This window comes from Erwinia sp. JUb26 (assembly GCF_003751505.1).
GTDB lineage: Bacteria > Pseudomonadota > Gammaproteobacteria > Enterobacterales > Enterobacteriaceae > Erwinia.
On sequence record NZ_RJVB01000001.1, the window covers coordinates 258649 to 278324 of the forward strand.

Consider the following 19676-nt stretch of genomic DNA (forward strand, 5'->3'; position numbering starts at 1 on the left):
CTGCTTCGTTGATGATCCAGAGCACATCATCTATTTTTAGGAAAACCCTAAGGCAGCTATAAGTAAATAGCTGCCTCTCAGGAGTTAGCTTGTTAAAGTTGGCTTTAGACAAAAAGTTAGTATTTTGGCATTGAGTTCCTGATGGGATTTACTGTATTAATTGCCATGGTCACTTCCAGAAATAACGGAAAGTTCTGGAGGTGGTGGTGGGGACGGTTTAAACCATTCCTCATGAACTTTACAGTTTTCACTGTTGGGTTCAGGGAAAGCCTGTTTTATTCGGACGTGAAGGGGCATGGACACACAGTTACCAAATATCAAGGCCTCTCCTGGAACCGATTGCTTGATCTTATTTGCGAAATCATCTGAAAAATACGGGAGAATGGCATAGACGTACTTCATGTCTATTTCATTCTGTATTCGGTGGATAATGAAGTTGGAGCATTGCGATAGAACAGTCTCAGATAGTTCTGAGGGGCGCTGAGAAGATATCAGCAAATATAATGCGTATTTCCTGCCTTCACGGGCAATCTGCTCGAAAATATTCTCACGTAGAAGATATTTCGAATCTTTTTTGATGTAACGATGAGCCTCATCTAGCACAAGATGTATAGGTTTCTCACGTCTTGCGTTACCTTTCAGTTTTCTTCTTGAAGAAAAATTTATTCTTGAGGTTACCGCGGTTAATGTTTCCAGCGCATCTTTGGAAAGCTCACTTGTATCGACAATAACCATATTGGTCTGGTCGGGGAGTGCTTGGTTTGATTGCCACAGCCACTCGAGATAACTACTAATATTGGTTGTTTCAACTGGTGCTTGTCGCATAAAAGCACAATCTGGATTGTCCAGGAAAAAATCTAACCTTGTCATCATCGTAGATGTGTATTCCCTTACGCGCCCATTGCCTCTGGCATCTTCCTCTAGCAATGTTAAATTTGCCGCCTGCTTTAAAAAGCGATAATCAAAATATTCTTCACCAGACGCTCGAAAATCCATAATATCTCGAAGAGTAGGGTCGTCAACTTTATTTCTGACTTCCTGCAAAGCGTTCTTCAGCTTGTCTTTATTTTCACCAAAATTAATTGTACAACTGGAATAAAGGTTCTTTAAATCGGCCAGAATTCCTTCATCGGTGCAGGCTCTATTTAGGTTTGCATCAAGGCTGATGAGGTTGACAATTCCATAAATGATACTTTTTGCAGCAGTTATGATGGCTGTTTCACTATCACCCTGAGCATGCAGTGTATGGAGTAGGTTGCATATCTTAAATCTAAGATAGTTAATTAGTTTTTGGCGCTGATTCCCATCACGAGTTGAGATCATATAAAATTTATAGCTTTCCTGAAGCACTTTGTCCCAGAAAGGGCGTTGGGTTGCATCCGTCGCCATAAGGAATGCACTCCACTCATCAATATTCATAAGAAAGTGGGGGAGATAAAACGGTTCAAAACCTTCCTCAGGAGCATCAATGTTGGGTTTTAAAAATCTTATTTTTAAATTTTGACCTGTTTCGTGCTTGGTAAAAGAATTTTTGTATTCTCCATTTACATCGAAAATCAATATCCGCGAGCCAATGGCAGAGTTATCATTCTTCTTGTGAATGTCTTGGATAATGTGCGCGATTGTATTTGACTTACCACTCCCAGAATTACCAAGTACAGCCGAATGGATGTTGAAGAATGAATTGATTGATATATTAATGGGGTAATTAATTAAATTTTTACTCTCACCTAAATAAAAGCTTTGATGAATTGATTTTTCCAACTTTTTATCTTTGCTTGTATGAAGAATAAGCTCCATATCTTCGAATGTAACAACCGTTACTTCACTGTAAATTCCGGGAAAAATTCCGACCCCAAGATTAAATTTTCCACCTCTGGTGATAGTGCCAACAGGTTTCAGCAATAGTTCTCTCTTACTATCAATATCATAAGCCGCAGAGTCTAATTGCATATCGCTATCAAAAATTGACACAACTTCACAGATTAACTGCTCACCCACTGAGTTTGTAGTTTTAAGGTAGCTGCCAATGTTGCCAAAATAATAGACCACACCAGCAAGATTTACGGAATTCCCTCTGATATCTGATGAAATCTTAACTTTGAACTGATTGAAGTTAACTGAAGTGATTTTCCCAATCTTCATTTCTGAGCTCCTATCGACTTCATGGACTTGATAAATTCTTCAAGTATTTCGCTATCCTTGCTGCGATCTAAATCAGGAATGAAATTGTTCACTATGTAATTGAAATAGTGGATTTTCTCCTTTTTTCTTGTCACCCCATTATCTGTAGGGACCTCTACTTCTCCTGATATCTGATAGATTCGCCGGTCGGTTAGTCTGGTGAGGTTTTCTTTAGGATAATAATTACCAAAAATGATCACGCTAAGACTGGAATTAGATGCCAGTGCTGAGTAGATGGCATTGTTAATATGTTCATCGCTAAAGCTGTATCCGATGACGATTAACACACTATGTTGCAGCAGCAGTTTGTTCTGAAACTCTCTGATTAAATCGGCATAGGGTGATCCTAGGCTCTTGTTTTGTTTCAATGGCGTTGGATAAATTAGCACGTTCTTGTCGCGTGGTGGTTCGTTTGGCGTAACATCGATTTCTTTAATATTGAAAAATGAATTTTCGTCAGACTCTACCCAACTGATAGAACCGTGAAGTTTGAATAGATAAACCATGTTTTCTAATGGTTCATACTTCTCAACACTGGGATCAACCTTTCTGGAAAAGGTATAAGAGAATCTTGCTGGGTTAAATGTTCGAGAGAGGCCGCTACTAAATCCATTGTTGTAGTTGATGTTGAGAAATCCTAATGCTGTCTCACTCAGCAAATCGTTGTTGGTAGTAAATACGTTAACCCTGGCTAAATCTTTGTTTCTCAGTGACAATTTCTGATATAGCTTTTTATATAAGTCGAGCGAAAGCTCGGCCGGCGCGGAAGTACAATCAATATTTATAGATGAATAGATTTCGGACTCAATAAGTTTAATTAGGCAATCATTGAGACTATCTGTTTCACCTACACCTTTTTGGTATTCACGTTTTGAGTACAGTGTACCTAGTATGTTTTCAAGGTTGTTTGGAGCATTGTGTTTCACTGACTGATAAAGCTTTTTAAACTCCTCGTGTGAAAGATTCTCAGGATGAGAAATAAAATCTGGAAAATTTTTTGCGTTATCTACGGCTTTAGTTACTTTTTCTAAAAGCGGTGCCATTGCTGGTATTGCGTCAGAACTCGCTCCAGCTCCCAACAAAAAGTGAAGGTTTTTAATATTGGTAAGGTCAGAGAGCTTAGACCTAATCTTCTCGATGCCATCTTCTATACTATCATTCTCGCCAAACAAGGTTTCCTGACCTTGTTTGAATATGAAGTGCTCTTTAGCTAATTTTTTAGCTTCACTCATGGCATCAACTCCTTTTAATTTATTCTCACACTTAGCTAGTCATGTAGTCGCTAACTGAATGCGCCATATTAAAATAGATGCTTTTCAAACAATTATATATCAAGCAACATGTTTAACAAAAAAACAAGAGCAACATTTATTCACCACACTTTGCTCAGCATGTTACACCAGAAAAACTACGCTTTGTTTGTCAGTGGAATTAGCGTTCCTAACCGTCCGCTCTTGGCGCTTACCTGCCATAATCTTTCAAATCATCTCAGCCCCGCAGTAAAACCCTCTTTTCCAGCATCACATCAAAAATCGCGGCGTATTTAACCGCCGCGCCCCATCAAAGATTACACCGCAGTAAACCACGGATGCATGCGCTCAACGACCTGCTGATAGTGCTCTTTAATCAGCCGCTCCTGCCGCTCGGCGTCGGGGAGCGGGCTGCCGCGCAGCACCGCTTCGGCGGTGGAGCCGAAGAGAATAATGCCGCGTGTGGCAATATCGGCGGCGGCGATATAGCCCGCCATCACGTTCTCTTCCAGACCGTTCAGCGCCGATTTCTCACGGCATTCGCCAGCCAGCTTCGTCAGCAGTTTAAACAGGCTAACCGTGTCGCCCAGTACCGGAATCTTTCTGGCGGAGTCGTTGAGAATACGCTGCAGGTCGCCGAAAACGTCAGCGCCGTTACCCTCGCTGAACAGCGTTTCCAGCGCCTGCTGCCAATGATGATAGGTGTGGTTAAACAGCGCATTCTGCACCAGGATTGGGCTGGCGTGCTTCCAGTGAAACTTATCGGTTAGGCGTGAAACCTGCTTTTGCAAGGCGCTGAACTGCGCCTTGTCGCTCACCGTTTTCGGGGTGATATCGCTCAACTCATCCAGAAACTTCGCGATCTCCTTTTCCGCCTTTGCCGTCAGCAGTGGCTGGCTTTTGCGCTGCTGCAACAGTCTGAGCTGGCTGAGATCGTAAAACGCCGCGCTGACCCGTTCACCCGCCAGCAGGGCGCGGTTCACCAGTTGAATCACCTCCGCCGACTGCACCTGAGAGCGCTGTACCAGCAGGGAAGAATGAAGCCGATCGTAAGCAGGAGACAGGCTGAGAACTGTATTCATCAGAATCCTCGCAGAGACGAAGCCGCGACCCGCAGGCCGGATAGTGCCACAGAGTATGGCAGATTATTCTCCGCTCAACAGCCTGAACCTGCCTTCGATAAACGCCAGGCGCTGGGGGTGCAGTTATAGTACTGGTGGAACACTTTGGCGAACTGCATCTGGCTACTGTAGCCTATTGAATAAGCGATGATTTTTATTGGCAGGTTACGATCCTCAAGCAGCGACGTGGCAACGTTCATCCGCAGCTGTAACAGATAATGCTTAGGGCCGTAGCCAAACTGCTGCTGGAACAGGCGACTGAGGTAGCTGCGGTCGATGTTACAGAAGGCGGCCACCTCGCTCATGGTCACGCCGCGGTGATAGCTTCGCTCCAGATAGTTTACCGCTGCATCCAGATGGCGGTTGCCGCCGTTTTGCGCATCAAAGCGGCGGCCTGCGGCAGCCCTGGCGATCAGCGCATCAAGCAGCAGGCAGGTCAGGCCGGTAATGCGCAGTGAATACTGTGGGTCCTCGGCGATCAGCTGTTGCAGCAGCTGTGACTCTAAAGCCGGTGAAAGTGGATCTTTTGGCCGCCAGACCGGCATATCACGCCGTAATCCGCATTTTTCTAAACTTCTGGCGGCAATCAGCCCGTCAAGCTCGATCCACATGTACTCCCAGGGCGTCTGTTTATCGGCCGTGTAGGTGGTGATTTCATGCGGGTGGATCAGGAATGCTTCGCCTTTGTTAACCGGCCAGCGCTGCTTTTCCGTAAACAGCGTGCCGCTGCCGGTTATCACATAATGTAAAAGATAATGCTGCCGTACCGCAGGGCCATAGCTGTGTTTTTTGGCGCAAACCTCATGGCCGTACTGATAAATGTTCAGGCCAAACTGCGTGATGTCATCGGGGTTAATATCTTTCTGCATACTGTCTTCCCGTTTTAATTCAGCTTATTACAGCATCAATCCCGAACGCTGTTCCCGGAAATCTGAAAAAAATGTGACGTGGCGACATAAACCTCAGCCGGAAACTGCGCAATTAGCGAGCCGGATCACACTTCACTGCGGCGGTCATTTTTCACCATATTAATGTCAAAAAATGACATAGGCAGCGGACGCCGGCTTGCCTAGAGTTGAGTCGACTTCTCCTCATGACGTAACAAGGAATCGACAATGAAAATTACCTTTTTGGGTGCGGGCAGTACGGTATTTGCGAAAAATGTGCTGGGGGATATTCTTGCCACCCCGGCACTGCAGCAGGTGGAAATTGCCCTTTATGATATCGATGCGCAGCGGCTGGACGACTCCTGGAGAATGCTAAATAACCTCAACGCCAATCTTTGTCAGGGAAAGGCGCGGATTGAGAAATATTCCGGCGTGGAGCAGCGTCTTAATGCCCTTCGCGGTGCCAACTACGTCATCAATGCCATCCAGGTCGGCGGCTACGATCCCTGCACCATTACAGACTTTGAGGTTGCCAAAAAATTCGGCCTGCGGCAGACCATCGCCGACACGCTGGGCATCGGCGGCATCTTCCGCGCGTTGCGCACCATTCCGGTGATGATGGACTTCGCCCGTGATATGGAAGCGGTCTGCCCGGATGCGTGGCTGCTGAACTACACCAACCCGATGGCCTCGCTGACCGGCGCGATGCTGCAGCACACCGGCATCAAAACCGTTGGCCTGTGCCACAGCGTGCAGGTCTGCGCCGAGACGCTGCTGAAGTCCGTGGATATGTCTACCGACGGGGTGAAATGGCAGATTGCCGGGATTAACCATATGGCCTGGCTGCTGAACATCACCCGCGACGGGGAAGACCTCTACCCGGAAATTAAACGCCGCTCCCTCGCGCTGCAGCAGACGACGCACGATGACATGGTGCGCCACGAGATCATGCGGGTGTTTGGCTATTACGTGACCGAATCCTCCGAGCACAACGCCGAGTACATGCCGTACTGGATCAAGCGCAACTACCCGGAGCTGATCGAGCGCTTTAATATCCCGCTGGATGAGTATCCGCGCCGCTGCATCGAGCAGATTGACCGCTGGCACCAGCAGCGCGAAAAGCTGACCCAGAACGAAAATCTCAGCCATGCGCGCAGCCATGAATATGCCTCGTGGATGATTGAGGCGATGGAAACCAACGTGCCGTACAAGATTGGCGGTAACGTGCTGAACCACGGCCTGATCACCAATCTGCCGAAAGAAGCCTGCGTTGAGGTGCCGTGCCTGGTGGACGGGCAGGGGATCACGCCGTGCTACGTGGGCGACCTGCCGCCGCAGCTGGCCGCGCTGAACCGGACCAATATCAACACCCAGCTGCTGACCATCGAGGCGGCTATCACCGGCAAGAAAGAGCACGTTTATCACGCCGCGCTGCTCGACCCGCATACCTCGGCCGAGCTGTCGATTGATGACACCGTTCGCCTGTGCGATGAGCTGATCGCCGCGCACGGCGACTGGCTGCCCTCCCTGCATTAATTCCGATCGACGGGCGAGCCGCGATGGTTCGCCCATATGGCCGGGCAGGGTGCCGCGGCCGGAGAATACCAACTCTGGGGTATCACGATGAGCGTTTCGCTGAAAACAAAGGTCAGCTACGGGCTGGGTGCCTTTGGCAAAGATTTCGCTATTGGCATTATCTATATGTACCTGATGTACTACTACACCGATGTGGTTGGCGTTTCGGTCAGCATGGTGGCCTCACTGTTCCTGGTGGCGCGTATTCTGGATGCGTTCTTCGACCCGGTGATGGGCTGGATCGTGGAGCGTACCCGCAGCCGCTGGGGGAAATTTAAACCGTGGATCCTGGTCGGCACACTCTCCAACTCGGTGGTGCTGGTGTCGGTGTTCTGCGCGCACTATTTTGAAGGCGCGGCGCTGATCGCCTGGATCTGGGCCACCTATCTGCTGTGGGGATTCACCTACACGCTGATGGATGTGCCGTTCTGGTCGCTGGTGCCGTGCATCACCATCGACAAGCGCGAACGCGAAGCGCTGATCCCGTGGCCGCGCTTCTTTGCCAGCCTGGCGGGCTACACCACCGGGGTGATAGGTCTGCCGCTGGTGGCCTACCTCGGCGGCGGCGATAAGGGACAGGGCTTTATGCTGTTCTCGCTGATACTGGTGGTGTTCTTTATCCTCTCGGCGATTATTACCCTGTGCAATATCGAAGAAAAATACTCCTCGTCGGCCACGCCGAATGCCGCCGAGCACACCACGATTAAAGCCGTGCTGAGTATGATTTTCCGCAACCGTCCGCTATTTGCGCTGCTGCTGATGGCGCTGGCGTGGAACCTGGCGCATAACGTGATTACCGCGTTTGCCATCTACTACTTCACCTACGTCGTTGGCCGCGCCGAGCTGTTCCCGTGGTACATGATGTACGCCGGAATTGCCAACCTGATTGCCATCCTGCTGTTCCCGAAACTGGTCGCCCGCTTCTCGCGCCGTGCTATCTGGATCAGCGCCTCGGTCCTGCCGGTGCTTAGCTGCCTGCTTCTACTGGCGGTAGGGATGTTTGCACCGGGCAGCGCCACGCTGATTTCACTGTCCGGCATTCTGGTCAACGTCGGCGGGGCGTTCTTCTGGGTGATGCTGGTGATTATGGTCGCCGACACCGTCGACTACGGCGATTATGCGCTCGGCGTACGCATTGAGAGTATCGCCTTCTCGGTGCAGACCATGGTGGTGAAAGCCGGAGCGGCATTTGCCGGGCTGTTAATCGGCGTGATGCTCGGCGTGGTGGGCTACGTGCCCGGTGCGCAGCAGTCGGCCACCACGCTGCTCGGCATGCAGGGCATTATGATCGGCCTGCCGCTAGTGTTCTTCATCCTTACCCTGTGGATCTACCTGCGCCACTACAAGCTGGATGGCGAACTGCTGCATCGCATGCAGCGTGCGCTTCAGCTGAAATATGACGGCGGCGCAGGCGCAACCTCGCCTGAAGCGTCAGCAGGCGATTATCCGGTAGCTTCAACGCTGTCCGAAGTGACGAGCGAAAAGTATCCTCCGGTCACGGCGGTGGAGGTACCACGCAGCTGAACCCGCATGGCGAAATGTAACCGCTGATTTCCAATTGTAATGTTATAAAGTAACGGATATCATCCCCGGCGCAGGCGTTTGTCTGCGCTGTTCCATTTTCTGGATTAAGGATTGATATTCTGATGCGCAAAACTGTTTTATCGCCGCTGCTGGCACTGATGCTGACCGCCGTTGCGGCGGGTGCCCACGCGGATGCTCCGCGCGTGGCGAAGCTGGTCGCCCCGTTTGAAATTAAAGGCACCGATCCCACCCTGTCGGGCGACATCTTTCTGAAAATGTCGATCGTCGAAACGCTGATTAACGCCGATGCCGCTGGAAAGCCGCTGCCGGGCCTGGCCAGCAGCTGGAAGGTCAGCGACGACGGTCTGACGTGGCGCTTCACTCTACGTTCCGGCGTGACCTTTCACGACGGCAGCCCGCTGACCGCCGACAGCGTGGTCAACGCGCTGGAAGTGGCGCGCAGCCAGCCGGGCCTGCTGGATAAGGCACCGATTACCGCCATCCGCGCCGAGGCGGGAGAGGTGGTGATTGCCCTCAGCCAGCCGTTTACCCCACTGCTGGGTCTGCTGACCGAGAACCGCGCGCAGATCCTCGCGCCTGCCTCCTATAACGCCGAACATAAAGTGGTACAGGTGATCGGCAGCGGTCCGTACCGACTGACCTCATTACAGGCACCACAGAAGCTGACGGTCAGCCGCTATGACGGCTACTGGGGTGATAAACCGGCCATTGAACAGGCCAGCTATATGTCGGCGAGCCGCGCGGAAACCCGCGCGCTGATGGCCGAAAGCGGCGATGCCGATATGGTGTTTAACCTCGATCCCGCCAGCCGCGCCAGGCTGAAGAAAAACCCTAAGCTGACGCTGCTGGCGGTGTCCATTCCACGCACCGTGCTGATAAAAGTGAACGCCGGACATCCGCTACTGAATGATGTCCAAGTGCGTCAGGCGCTGAGCCTGGCTATTGACCGCGAAGGGATTGCCCGCGCTATTCTGCGCTACCCGGCCGCTGCCGGGCAGCTGTTCCCGCCTTCGGTAGCGCAGTGGCATAACGCCAGCCTGACGCCGCTGACCACCGACGCGGCCCGCGCGCGCGAACTGCTGGCGCAGCTGGGCTGGCAGCCAGGTGCTGACGGTATTCTGACCCGCGACGGTAAACCGTTCTCGCTGACGCTGACCACCTATCCCGATCGCCCCGAACTGCCGTTGATTGCCGCCGCGATCCAGCAGCAGCTGCGCGAAATCGGCGTGCAGTTGACCATCAACTCAACCAACTCCGGCGAAATTGCCTTAAAACATCACGATGGATCGATGGAGCTGGGACTGGTGGCGCGTAACTTTGCCCTGACGCCGGATCCGCTCGGCACGCTGCTGCAGGACTACCCGCCGCAGGGCGGCGACTGGGGCGCAATGAACTGGTCCAATGCCGGCTTCAATCAGACCCTCGCCCAGCTGGTGCGCGGCAGCAGCCCGGCAGACAGCGAGACGGAACGCCAGCAGCTGACGCGTATTCTGCAAACCGAGCTGCCGATCATTCCGGTGGCCTGGTATCAGCAAACGGCAGCGGTGTCGTCGCGCGTGAGCGGGGCCGCCCTCGATCCGTTTGAGCGCACCTTCGGGCTGGAGAAAATGGGGTGGCGTGAATGATCCGCCTGCTTAGTTTCCGTCTGCTGCAGGCCGGGCTGGTGGCGCTGCTGGTGGGTGGTCTGACGTTCGTGCTGATGCGCATGTTGCCGGGTGATGTTGCCTACCGCATTGCCGCCGGGCGCTACGGTTATGACCGCGTTGATGCCGCTGCCGCTCAGGCCGTGCAGCAGGAGCTGGGGCTGGATCGCCCGGCCTGGCAGGCGCTGGCCGACTGGTTTATGCAGCTGCTGCGTTTTAACCCCGGCAATTCGCTGGTTTCCGGCGAGCCGGTAATGGCCGAGATTACCCATCAGCTGGGCCAGACGATGCATCTGGCGGCGGTCGCTCTGCTGCTGTCGCTACTGCTGGGGCCGCCGCTGGGCATTATTGCTGGGCTTTCCCCCGGCGGCAGGCTGGACCGCCTGCTGCTGGCGATCTCCACCACGCTGCGGGCACTGCCGCACTTCGTGCTGGGGCTGATCCTGGTACTGATCTTTGCGCTGGGTCTTGGCCTGCTGCCCGCCGCCGGCTATGGCGATGCGGAACACGTGCTGCTACCCGCGCTGACGCTGGCGCTGGGGCTGGCTGCGGTTTCCAGCCGGGTGGCGCGCAATGCCATGCGCCAGGTGACGGAATCACCGTGGTATATGTTTGGCCGCACCAAAGGCCTGAAGCCGGGCACGCTGTTCTGGCGTCACGGCCTGCGCAACGTCAGCGTGCCGGTGGTCACCTACCTGAGCGTGCAGTTTATCTACCTGGTGGAAGGGGTGATCGTGGTGGAAACCCTGTTTGCCTGGCCGGGCATCGGCCACGCGCTGGTGCATGCCATTTTCCACCGCGACGTGCCGATGATTCAGGGGACCGCGCTGATTATGGGACTGATGTTTGTGCTGCTTAACGCACTGAGCGACGGCCTGTGCTACCTGCTGGATCCCCGGAGGAAAACCGCATGATGACGCTGTTACGCAAAGCCTCGCGCGCTCAGCTGGCAGGGGGGGCGATCCTGTTACTCCTGCTGATTTTTGCTTTTGTACTGCCATTATTCTGGCCGCAGGATCCGGTGCGTCAGCAACTGATGCTGGCGCTACAGTGGCCGGAATGGCAGACCCCGTTTGGCTACGATCATCTTGGCCGCTCGCTGTTTGCCCGCCTGACGTCGGCCATTCGGCTGTCGCTGGGCCTGGCGCTGGTCAGCGTGCTGAGTGCGATGATCCCCGGTATCCTGCTCGGCGTGCTGGCGGCATGGCGGGGCGGAATAGTCGATCGCGGCATCGGTCTGCTGTCGGATACGTTTCTTGCGCTGCCGGGGCTGCTGCTGGTTCTGCTGCTCACCGCGCTGGTACCGGACTCGGCGCTGATGCTGTATGTCGGCATTTCGCTGCTGCTGTGGGTGGAGTATTTCCGCCTGAGCCGCGCCATTGCCCGGCCGATACTGAATTCACCGGCGGTGCAGGCTTCACGCCTGCTGGGCTTCGGTCCGTGGACGATCTTCCGTCGCCACCTGTGGCCGGAAATGGCCCCGATGGTGCTGACCGTCGGTGCCTTCGGTGCCGCCAGCGCGATTATGGCGATTGCCGCGCTGGGCTTTGTCAGCGTTGGCGTGCGCCCGCCGACCCCGGAACTGGGCCTGATGATGACCGAAATGCTGCCGTACTATGATGAAGCGCCGTACGCGCTGCTGCAGCCGGTGGCGGTGGTATTTTTACTGGTACTAAGCCTGCTGCTGCTGGCAGGGAAGGAGAAAGCATGAGCCTGCTGGACATTGAAAACGCCGCAGTGAGCGGTGACGGCGTGGTGGTTGAACCGCTGTCATTTGTGCTGAACCTCGGCGAACCGTTTACCCTGCTGGGCGAAACCGGCTCGGGGAAAAGCCTGCTGGCTCAGGCGGTGATCGGCACGCTACCGGCGGGGCTGACTGCCAGCGGCACGCTGAAAATCGATGGGGAAGCATACGATCTGGGCAGCCGCCCGGCGATGGCGCTGTGGGGCCACCGGCTGGGAATTTTGCCGCAGGAGCCGTGGCTGGCGCTGGACCCGACCATGCGCGCCGAACAGCAGGTGGCGGAAGGGTATCGCTACGTGCGCGGCATGGAAAAAAGCCTGGCGCTGAGGGCGGCAAGGGACGACCTTGAGGCACTGGGCGTGGGACATGCCGCTTCACGCCTGCCGCAGGCGCTGTCCGGCGGCATGGCCCAGCGCGTGGCGTTCGCCGCCGCGCGGGCGGGTGGGGCGCAGATTATCGTTGCCGACGAACCGACCAAGGGGCTGGACGTGGCGCGCCGCGATGAGGTTATCGCGCTGCTGATGCAGGAGGTCCGTGCGGGCGGTGGGCTGCTGACCATCACGCACGACATCGAACTGGCGCGACAAATTGGCGGTGAAGTGGCGGTGATGCTGCACGGTAAGATTATCGAACGCGGTCGCGCTAAGCAGGTGCTGAATGATCCACAGCATCCCTACACCCGCCAGCTTCTGGCCGCCGATCCGAGCCGCTGGCCGCTGCGGGAACACCGGCCGCACGGCGTTCAGGTGGTGCTGGAAGCGAAAAACCTCAGCAAGACGCGTGGCGGCCGGCAGCTTTTTTCCGGGCAGTCGCTGAAAGTGCATGCCGGGGAGGTGATTGGCATTACCGGCCCGAGCGGCTGCGGTAAAAGCAGCTTCGGCGATATTCTGCTCGGGCTGCTGGCGGCCGACAGCGGTGAGGTACAGCGCGATCGCCAGCTGGCGGCGGTGAAGTACCAGAAAATTTTCCAGGATCCGCCATCGGCCTTTGCGCCCCGGGTGACGCTGCGCCAGGCGCTGGCGGACGTGGTACGCCAGCATAAGCTGGATTTCGGGCGTATTGCGCCGCTGATGGCGCGCCTGAAGCTGCAGCCTGCGCTGCTGGATCGTTTACCCGGTGAGATTTCCGGCGGTGAACTGCAGCGCTTTGCCCTGCTGCGCGTATTGCTGCTGGATCCGGTGTTCCTGTTTGCCGATGAACCGACCTCGCGGCTGGATGTGCTAACGCAGCAGCAGACGGTGGAACTGATGGTCGAGGTGGCGGCGGAGCAGAACTGTGCCCTGCTGGTGGTGAGTCACGATGAGGCGTTAATCGATCGGATTAGCCATCGGCGGATTCGTTTTGGCGGTGAGGAAGTGGTTCAGGATATGGTGCGGTCGGCGGTAGCGCAGCCCGTTTGACGGTCGTTAAATTAAGGTGCTGCGGATTCCGCGTCTGGCTTATCGGGGCTGGCCGGAACGCGGGTTTGTTGTCACGTTCCAGTGCTCGGGGAGTTGCTTAAGATCCTGTGTCTGGCGTATCGGGGCTGGTCGGAACGCGGACCCGCTGTCACGTCCCTGTCCGCTCGACCTCGCACTTCCCTGTGCTCGGACGGTCCGCTTATCCGCACAGCCCCGATTGCCTGCATGCTTCAGCGTTGCTGCCTGAACAACCGTTTCTTCTTCGGCAGCAACGCGATGGTCTGAAAGGGGAGAACGTTACGGGGCCGGTTAGCCGGGTGTCTGCCGCACGGATGCGGCAGCCAAGCCTCCAGGGAGGATTCACGGCGATCCGGCGATCTGCCCGAAACGGTCAACCCATTCACAGGTTTCACCGCGAAAAGACTCAGAAGAACCAGATTAATGCCCATCTTCTGGCAGCAATACAATGGTCTGAAAGGGGAGAACGTTACGGGACAGGTTAGCCGGGTGTCTGCCGCAGGGATGCGGCAGTCAAGCCTCCAGGGAGGATTCACGGCGACCCGGCGATCTGCCCGAAACGGTCGCCCTATCCACAGAACCTGCCGCGATAATAGCGTGGCACATCCCTGTGCCTGAACAATCCGGTTATCAGGCAGACAGCTCTTTACGAACGATCTCTGCGCCTGCACTCAGGGCTTCCAGCTTACCGGTAGCAACCTGACGAGATAATGGCGTCATACCGCAGTTGGTTGACGGGTACAGCTTATCGGCATCCACGAACTGCAGGGCTTTACGCAGCACATCGGCGACGGCTTCCGGCGTTTCAATGGCATTGGTTGCCACGTCGATCGCGCCAACCATCACTTTTTTACCGCGGATCAGCTCAATCAGATCCATCGGAACGCGGGAGTTCATGCACTCCAGTGAGACGATATCGATGCTGGATTTCTGCAGTTTCGGGAACACTTCTTCATACTGGCGCCACTCGGTACCCAGCGTCTTTTTCCAGTCGGTGTTCGCCTTGATGCCATAGCCGTAGCAGATATGCACGGCGGTTTCGCATTTCAGCCCTTCAACGGCGCGCTCCAGCGCAGCGATGCCCCAGTCGTTCACTTCATCGAAGAAGACGTTGAAGGCTGGCTCATCGAACTGAATGATATCCACACCGGCGGCTTCCAGCTCTTTCGCTTCCTGATTGAGGATCTTAGCGAATTCCCACGCCAGCTTTTCACGACTTTTGTAGTGACCATCATACAGGGTGTCGATCATGGTCATTGGACCCGGCAGCGCCCACTTGATTTGTTTATCGGTCAGCTTACGTAAGAACTTCGCATCTTCCACGAAAACCGGCTTCTTACGTACGACTTCACCAATCACCGACGGCACGCTGGCATCGTAACGGTTACGGATACGGACGATTTCGCGCTTTTCAAAATCAACGCCGCTCAGATGCTCAATAAAAGTGGTCACGAAGTGCTGACGGGTTTGTTCACCGTCGCTGACAATATCAATCCCGGCACGAACCTGATTATCCAGCGTCAGGCGTAACGCATCCTGTTTACCCGCAATTAACTCATCGCCTTCTAATTTCCACGGTGACCAAAGCGTCTCCGGCTGTGCCAGCCATGTTGGTTTCGGTAAGCTGCCAGCGGTTGACGTCGGTAACAAAATTTTCATAAAAGATGACCTTGTGTATTGGGTGGATCAAATAGCGTAATCAGCGGACCATTCTTCAAGAACGGCCTGATAAGGTTTAATAAAGTGCAGCTCGGTGAACTTGCCCTGTTCAACGGCCAGCTGGCTACGTTCTACTCGATCGTAAACAATCAGAGTTAATGAGTGATCCTGATGATTCAGGCTTGGCTGATAGCACTGACCCGCCGCAGAGTTCGCATTGTAAATCTCAGGACGGTAAATCTTCTGGAACGTTTCCATGGTGCTGATGGTCGCAACCAGCTCCATATTGCTGTAATCGCTCAGCAGGTCGCCGGTGAAATAGAAGGCCAGCGGCGCAGCGCTGTTGGCAGGCATGAAGTAACGCGCACGCAGGCCCATCTTGGCGAAATATTGATCGGTCAGGGACGGTTCGTCCTGCTGATATTCGATACCCAGCACAGGATGGACATTCCCCGTGCGGTTGTAGACGTTTTTACTGGAGACGCTCAGGCAGATAACCGGCTGCTTTGAGAAGTGCGCTTTATACGTTTCTGACTTCACGAAGCATTTAAAGATGTTGCCATGCAGATCGCCGAAATTATCCGGCGTGCTGAACCCGGCTTTATCTTTATTGTGCTCTGACAGCAGTACGCTGAAATCATAATCACGGACGTAGGAGGAGAAGTTATTGCCGACAATACCTTCAATACGTTCGTTAGTTTCTTTATCAATGATATTGGTTTTTAAGATTTCAATTACCGGGAACGCACTGTTGTGGTTTTCGTCAGTAATATTCAAATCAACCGAAATGATATCGAGTTCAATGGCGTAACGATCGCTTTTGGGATTATCCCAGTGCGCCAGATTGTTAAGGCGGTTGTTCATCATCACCAGGGTGTTGCGCAGGTTCTGCTGGCGGGTTTCACCACGGGCCAGGTTAGCAAAGTTGGTGGTGATGCGCGTGTTTTTAGATGGATTATAGTCTTCATCGAAACGCGTTTTTTTAATCGAAAAATTGAATTCTTGAGTCATGGTAACCTGCCGTCTTGATTTCTGAATTGAAGCTGAATTGATTTATTGCCTTGTCAGTTCTGCAATTTTATTCTGGATTTTCTATTCAGTAATCTTCATGTTTGTCTATAGTAATTAATGCATATTTTATGCCAGACTATTCGCGTGAGGAAAAGTGATTTAATTTCACCGAACATGAAGGAATCTCATGATCGGGTGAGGCGGATGCGGTTTTGGACAGGTTGGCCGGTTCAGGCCTCGTGGCTTCAGTCTCTGCGTTTGGGGCGTAATGATGTGAGATGTCGTCGACTATAACGCAGTAGCTATAGCTTTGGTGTTCGGGGCGCATCCTCTGCGCAAGTCTGGCGTCCTCGCGTCACGCTTTGCGTGATGCCTTCGGCTTCGGCAGCGTGCCTTTCGGGCCGGTCTGGAGCGGGCGTCCTGCCCGCGCCAGCCCTGACGCTAACGTCCTGTTAGCGTCCCCGGTCACGCTGCCTTCGCCTCAGCGCTGCGGATTGCCCGTTTTGCGCAGAGGATGCGCCCCTTTCTGCAAAGTGCCTGCGGCTGAGATTAAAGATAATTAAGCGTTGCGCCAACTGAGCCAACTGAGCCAACTGAGCCAATTTAATTCGAACGAATTTTGTGCGGTGAAAGGAAGCAATGGCCTGGGAAAGTGAGAGTTTCTCAAGCCGAAAAGTGATTAAATTTCTGCAAATTACGTTGAGGCATTTTTCTTTTCAGCTAAAGGCACCAGAGCTAAAAGCGGGCTGGTGGTTCCCCCGAACGGGTAATCCGCAGCGCAGAACGCAGAGAGGAAGCCAGGATTCGGTCGCACGGACGCGACCGAAAAGCACAGCCGGGCAGGACGCCCGTCTGTGCTGGTCCGACCGGCTGAGGAACGAAGTGATGGTACCACGCAAAGCGTGGCGCGAGGACCCGCCCGAGCGGGGGAACCACCAGCCAGCGAAAGCACCGTTGCTTCAGCCAGCGGAGACACCGTTTCCCTGGCCAGCGCAAGCACTGCCGCCCCAGCCAGTGAAAGCACCTCCGCTTCAGGCAATATGACCTAAGTAATTACCCGCTAACCTTCACGCTCGCCGCCGCAGCAACTGCACGCTGCACCGCATCATCGATATCGCTCCCGGTCGCCAACGCCACGCCCAGACGACGCTGCCCGCGAATCTCCGGCTTACCGAACAGACGAACCTGCAAACCGGCACCGACCGCCGCCTGCAAATTACCAAACTGAACGTTATCACTGTCCAGCTGCGGCAGAATAACGGCAGACGCAGAAGGACCGTACTGACGAATACCGCCCACCGGCAGGCCGAGGAACGCGCGCACGTGCAGGGCAAACTCGGACACATCCTGCGAAATCAGCGTCACCATCCCGGTATCGTGTGGGCGAGGGGACACCTCGCTGAATACCACCTCATCACCGCACACAAACAGCTCAACGCCAAACAGGCCGCGACCGCCAAGGGCCTCCACGACATTACGGGCGATATCCTGCGCACGCTGCAACGCCAGATCGCTCATCTGCTGCGGCTGCCAGGATTCACGATAATCGCCATCTTCCTGACGGTGACCGATCGGGGCACAGAAATGTACGCCGTCAACGGCACTAATCGTCAGCAGCGTAATCTCAAAATCGAACTTCACCACGCCTTCAACAATCACCCGGCCCGCCCCGGCGCGGCCACCCTGTTGGGCATACTCCCAGGCCGCTTCCAGCTGCGAGGCTTCGCGAATAAAGCTCTGGCCTTTACCGGAAGAACTCATCACCGGCTTAACGATGCACGGGAAGCCAATTTCATCGGCGGCGACGAAGAACGCTTCGCGGCTGTCGGCGAAGCGGTAGCTGGAGGTCGGCAGCGAAAGTTCTTCAGCGGCGAGGCGACGAATGCCTTCACGGTTCATGGTCAGTTTTGCCGCGCGCGCGGTGGGAACCACGTGCTGGCCCTGTTTTTCCAGTTCAACCAGCATATCGGTGGCGATGGCTTCAATTTCCGGGACGACGAAGTCCGGCTTTTCCTGAGCGATCAAAGCAGCCAGTGCGGCACCGTCAAGCATATTGATCACATGGCTGCGGTGGGCAACGTGCATGGCCGGGGCGTCGGCATAGCGATCGACGGCGATCACTTCAACGCCAAGACGCTGACATTCCAGCGCGACTTCCTTGCCCAGTTCACCTGATCCTAACAGCATTACGCGGGTCGCCTGTGGGCGCAGCGCGGTTCCAAGAGTCGTCATAATCTCTACCTGATTGAATGGAAAAAACGCGCGCAGTATAAACGAAAACGTTTGCGTGTTCATCCTGAACGGTGAACTTGAGTCAAATCAGCTTCAATGTTATGCTGTATATAAATACAGTATAGCGAGAGAGAACCATGGCTGTTGAAATACAATACGTAGTCGTCAGAAAAGGTGAGGAAAAGATGACGTTTGCCAGCAAAAAAGAAGCCGATGCCTACGACAAAATGCTCGATATGGCCGAAGTGTTTTCTGAATGGCTGACCACCAGCCCGCTGGCGCTTGATGAACAACAGGGCGAAGCATTGGGACTTTATCTGGCCGAGAATAAAGATGCGCTGCAGCACATTCTGCGCACCGGTAAAATGCCGGAAGAGCCTAACGCCGAAGAGGCTGAATCAGCGGAAGGCGACAGCAAACTGCGCGCGGTTTGAATTCCTGCTATGCCGGTAAACTCGGGTCGATCTGATTTCAGATCGGTCCGAGTTTACCGTTGTCACTGTAAGTACCGTCCTGGCGGTCATTTCGCCAGACTGTACTGATAAAGCCTTCCCGGTTAAATGGATGCGAGCTGCTGGCGTAGCGCCCGCATTGCTTTTCTGGCCGTATCCGCAGGTTCGGCGTGTTGAAGGCTGTCGTTAAAGACTTCAAGTCCCAGCGGTCCCCGGTAATCAATCGCGTGAAGATGATCGAGTAACGATGTCAGTGGGAAATTCCCTTCTCCGGGCAGCAGGCGGTGGTGACGTGCCGTCTCTACCAGCTTGCCATTCTCAGGAAGTTTTGCCAGATCGGAAAGCTGGACCAGGAAAATTTTTTCAGCCGGAATATCCCCCAAATCGGCAATATCGCGCTGACGAACAAAAATATGAAACGCATCGACAACCAGACCCAGATTGGGTGCTCCGATGCCGTTGATCAAGCGCCATGCATCGCGGGTGGTATTGATTTTGCTGCTCCACGCCATGGCCTCATAGGCGATGCGCAGGCCATGATGTCGCGCCCGTTCAGCCAGCCAGCCGAGATCCTCCTCCACACGCTCGAACTGGCAGCGGCTGTCGGTCGAAGCGGGAACCAGCAGCGTCGTTGCACCCACCCTGACGGCCGTTTCAATCATCGTCTGCGCTTCATCATATTTCTGCTGCCGCAGCGGATCCGGGGCACCATCAAAGTCCAGCAGAACCTGATAGTCGGTTAACTGTAATGGAAGGTCCGTCAGCAGCCGACGCAGACCATCGCAGTCTGAATCCGCTGCCGCTACGTCCTGCTGCCAGAGTTCTATCTGATCGAAGCCGGCATCATGCGCCGCCTTAAGTTTTTGACGGGGCGTTCCACCCAGCAAGATCGTATTAATAAATAATGGATTTTCTGCAAACGCCATCACTGCTCCTGATGATTGATCAATACCGT

The 19676-nt window shown here is 54.3% G+C and carries 15 protein-coding genes; 7 read left to right on the plus strand and 8 right to left on the minus strand.

What is annotated here, in order from left to right:
* Window positions 1-156: 156 nt before the first annotated feature.
* The 4 genes from EC836_RS01200 to EC836_RS01215 form a co-directional block, all read right to left on the minus strand.
* Entirely contained in the window at window positions 157-2145 is a 1989-nt protein-coding gene (locus tag EC836_RS01200) for an ATP-binding protein (RefSeq protein ID WP_123329338.1), read from the minus strand.
* Entirely contained in the window at window positions 2142-3416 is a 1275-nt protein-coding gene (locus EC836_RS01205) for an SIR2 family protein (RefSeq protein ID WP_123329341.1), read from the minus strand. The genes EC836_RS01200 and EC836_RS01205 overlap by 4 nt, the downstream gene beginning before the upstream one ends.
* Before the next feature lie 335 nt (window positions 3417-3751).
* Window positions 3752-4516, minus strand: a complete 765-nt coding sequence (locus tag EC836_RS01210) for a hypothetical protein (RefSeq protein ID WP_123329342.1) — start codon at window positions 4514-4516, stop codon at window positions 3752-3754.
* 74 nt (window positions 4517-4590) lie between these two features.
* Window positions 4591-5424 (minus strand): AraC family transcriptional regulator, encoded by an 834-nt coding sequence (locus EC836_RS01215; RefSeq protein ID WP_123329344.1) that lies wholly within the window; start codon window positions 5422-5424, stop codon window positions 4591-4593.
* 246 nt (window positions 5425-5670) lie between these two features.
* Between EC836_RS01215 and EC836_RS01220 the strand changes: the two genes are divergently transcribed.
* The 6 genes from EC836_RS01220 to EC836_RS01245 all read left to right on the plus strand — a co-directional run bounded on the left by EC836_RS01220 (window position 5671) and on the right by EC836_RS01245 (window position 13349).
* Complete coding sequence (locus tag EC836_RS01220) at window positions 5671-6978, plus strand: alpha-glucosidase/alpha-galactosidase (protein ID WP_123329346.1); 1308 nt, start codon at window positions 5671-5673, stop codon at window positions 6976-6978.
* A gap of 87 nt (window positions 6979-7065) precedes the next feature.
* The gene (melB, locus tag EC836_RS01225) at window positions 7066-8541 is read left to right on the plus strand and encodes a melibiose:sodium transporter MelB (protein WP_123330706.1); all 1476 of its coding nucleotides are present in this window, start codon (window positions 7066-7068) and stop codon (window positions 8539-8541) included.
* Window positions 8542-8663: 122 nt separating this feature from the next.
* A complete protein-coding gene (locus tag EC836_RS01230) occupies window positions 8664-10187 on the plus strand; it encodes an ABC transporter substrate-binding protein (protein WP_123329348.1) in 1524 nt (507 codons plus the stop codon).
* Window positions 10184-11119, plus strand: coding sequence for an ABC transporter permease (locus EC836_RS01235; RefSeq protein ID WP_123329350.1), 936 nt, complete (start codon window positions 10184-10186; stop codon window positions 11117-11119). Before EC836_RS01230 ends, EC836_RS01235 begins: the two co-directional genes overlap by 4 nt.
* On the plus strand, window positions 11116-11916 hold the full coding sequence (locus EC836_RS01240) for an ABC transporter permease (RefSeq protein WP_123329352.1): 801 nt from the start codon (window positions 11116-11118) through the stop codon (window positions 11914-11916). The genes EC836_RS01235 and EC836_RS01240 overlap by 4 nt, the downstream gene beginning before the upstream one ends.
* Window positions 11913-13349, plus strand: coding sequence for an ABC transporter ATP-binding protein (locus EC836_RS01245; protein ID WP_123329354.1), 1437 nt, complete (start codon window positions 11913-11915; stop codon window positions 13347-13349). Before EC836_RS01240 ends, EC836_RS01245 begins: the two co-directional genes overlap by 4 nt.
* A 648-nt stretch (window positions 13350-13997) precedes the next feature.
* On the opposite strand, the gene EC836_RS01250 is transcribed toward EC836_RS01245, so the two are convergent.
* The 3 genes from EC836_RS01250 to purT form a co-directional block, all read right to left on the minus strand.
* Window positions 13998-15026, minus strand: coding sequence for a methionine synthase (locus EC836_RS01250; RefSeq protein WP_123329355.1), 1029 nt, complete (start codon window positions 15024-15026; stop codon window positions 13998-14000).
* A 27-nt stretch (window positions 15027-15053) separates the two neighbouring features.
* Window positions 15054-16037, minus strand: a complete 984-nt coding sequence (locus tag EC836_RS01255) for a DUF1852 domain-containing protein (RefSeq protein WP_123329357.1) — start codon at window positions 16035-16037, stop codon at window positions 15054-15056.
* Window positions 16038-17090: 1053 nt separating this feature from the next.
* The gene (purT, locus tag EC836_RS01260; RefSeq protein WP_123330708.1) at window positions 17091-18269 is read right to left on the minus strand and encodes a formate-dependent phosphoribosylglycinamide formyltransferase; all 1179 of its coding nucleotides are present in this window, start codon (window positions 18267-18269) and stop codon (window positions 17091-17093) included.
* Window positions 18270-18406: 137 nt separating this feature from the next.
* Here purT and EC836_RS01265 point away from each other — a divergent pair, with 137 nt between their 5' ends.
* The gene (locus EC836_RS01265) at window positions 18407-18703 is read left to right on the plus strand and encodes a YebG family protein (protein WP_123329359.1); all 297 of its coding nucleotides are present in this window, start codon (window positions 18407-18409) and stop codon (window positions 18701-18703) included.
* A 122-nt stretch (window positions 18704-18825) separates the two neighbouring features.
* Here EC836_RS01265 and EC836_RS01270 read toward each other — a convergent pair whose 3' ends face one another.
* On the minus strand, window positions 18826-19647 hold the full coding sequence (locus EC836_RS01270) for a sugar phosphate isomerase/epimerase (RefSeq protein WP_123329361.1): 822 nt from the start codon (window positions 19645-19647) through the stop codon (window positions 18826-18828).
* Window positions 19648-19676 lie beyond the last annotated feature (29 nt).

Bases quoted from the DNA above. Each gene is read 5' to 3' on its own strand.
- EC836_RS01200 (WP_123329338.1), bottom strand. From the start codon at position 2,145: ATGAAGATTGGGAAAATCACTTCAGTTAACTTCAATCAGTTCAAAGTT.
- EC836_RS01205 (WP_123329341.1), bottom strand. From the start codon at position 3,416: ATGAGTGAAGCTAAAAAATTAGCTAAAGAGCACTTCATATTCAAACAA.
- EC836_RS01210 (WP_123329342.1), bottom strand. From the start codon at position 4,516: ATGAATACAGTTCTCAGCCTGTCTCCTGCTTACGATCGGCTTCATTCT.
- EC836_RS01215 (WP_123329344.1), bottom strand. From the start codon at position 5,424: ATGCAGAAAGATATTAACCCCGATGACATCACGCAGTTTGGCCTGAAC.
- EC836_RS01220 (WP_123329346.1), top strand. From the start codon at position 5,671: ATGAAAATTACCTTTTTGGGTGCGGGCAGTACGGTATTTGCGAAAAAT.
- melB (WP_123330706.1), top strand. From the start codon at position 7,066: ATGAGCGTTTCGCTGAAAACAAAGGTCAGCTACGGGCTGGGTGCCTTT.
- EC836_RS01230 (WP_123329348.1), top strand. From the start codon at position 8,664: ATGCGCAAAACTGTTTTATCGCCGCTGCTGGCACTGATGCTGACCGCC.
- EC836_RS01235 (WP_123329350.1), top strand. From the start codon at position 10,184: ATGATCCGCCTGCTTAGTTTCCGTCTGCTGCAGGCCGGGCTGGTGGCG.
- EC836_RS01240 (WP_123329352.1), top strand. From the start codon at position 11,116: ATGATGACGCTGTTACGCAAAGCCTCGCGCGCTCAGCTGGCAGGGGGG.
- EC836_RS01245 (WP_123329354.1), top strand. From the start codon at position 11,913: ATGAGCCTGCTGGACATTGAAAACGCCGCAGTGAGCGGTGACGGCGTG.
- EC836_RS01250 (WP_123329355.1), bottom strand. From the start codon at position 15,026: ATGAAAATTTTGTTACCGACGTCAACCGCTGGCAGCTTACCGAAACCA.
- EC836_RS01255 (WP_123329357.1), bottom strand. From the start codon at position 16,037: ATGACTCAAGAATTCAATTTTTCGATTAAAAAAACGCGTTTCGATGAA.
- purT (WP_123330708.1), bottom strand. From the start codon at position 18,269: ATGACGACTCTTGGAACCGCGCTGCGCCCACAGGCGACCCGCGTAATG.
- EC836_RS01265 (WP_123329359.1), top strand. From the start codon at position 18,407: ATGGCTGTTGAAATACAATACGTAGTCGTCAGAAAAGGTGAGGAAAAG.
- EC836_RS01270 (WP_123329361.1), bottom strand. From the start codon at position 19,647: ATGGCGTTTGCAGAAAATCCATTATTTATTAATACGATCTTGCTGGGT.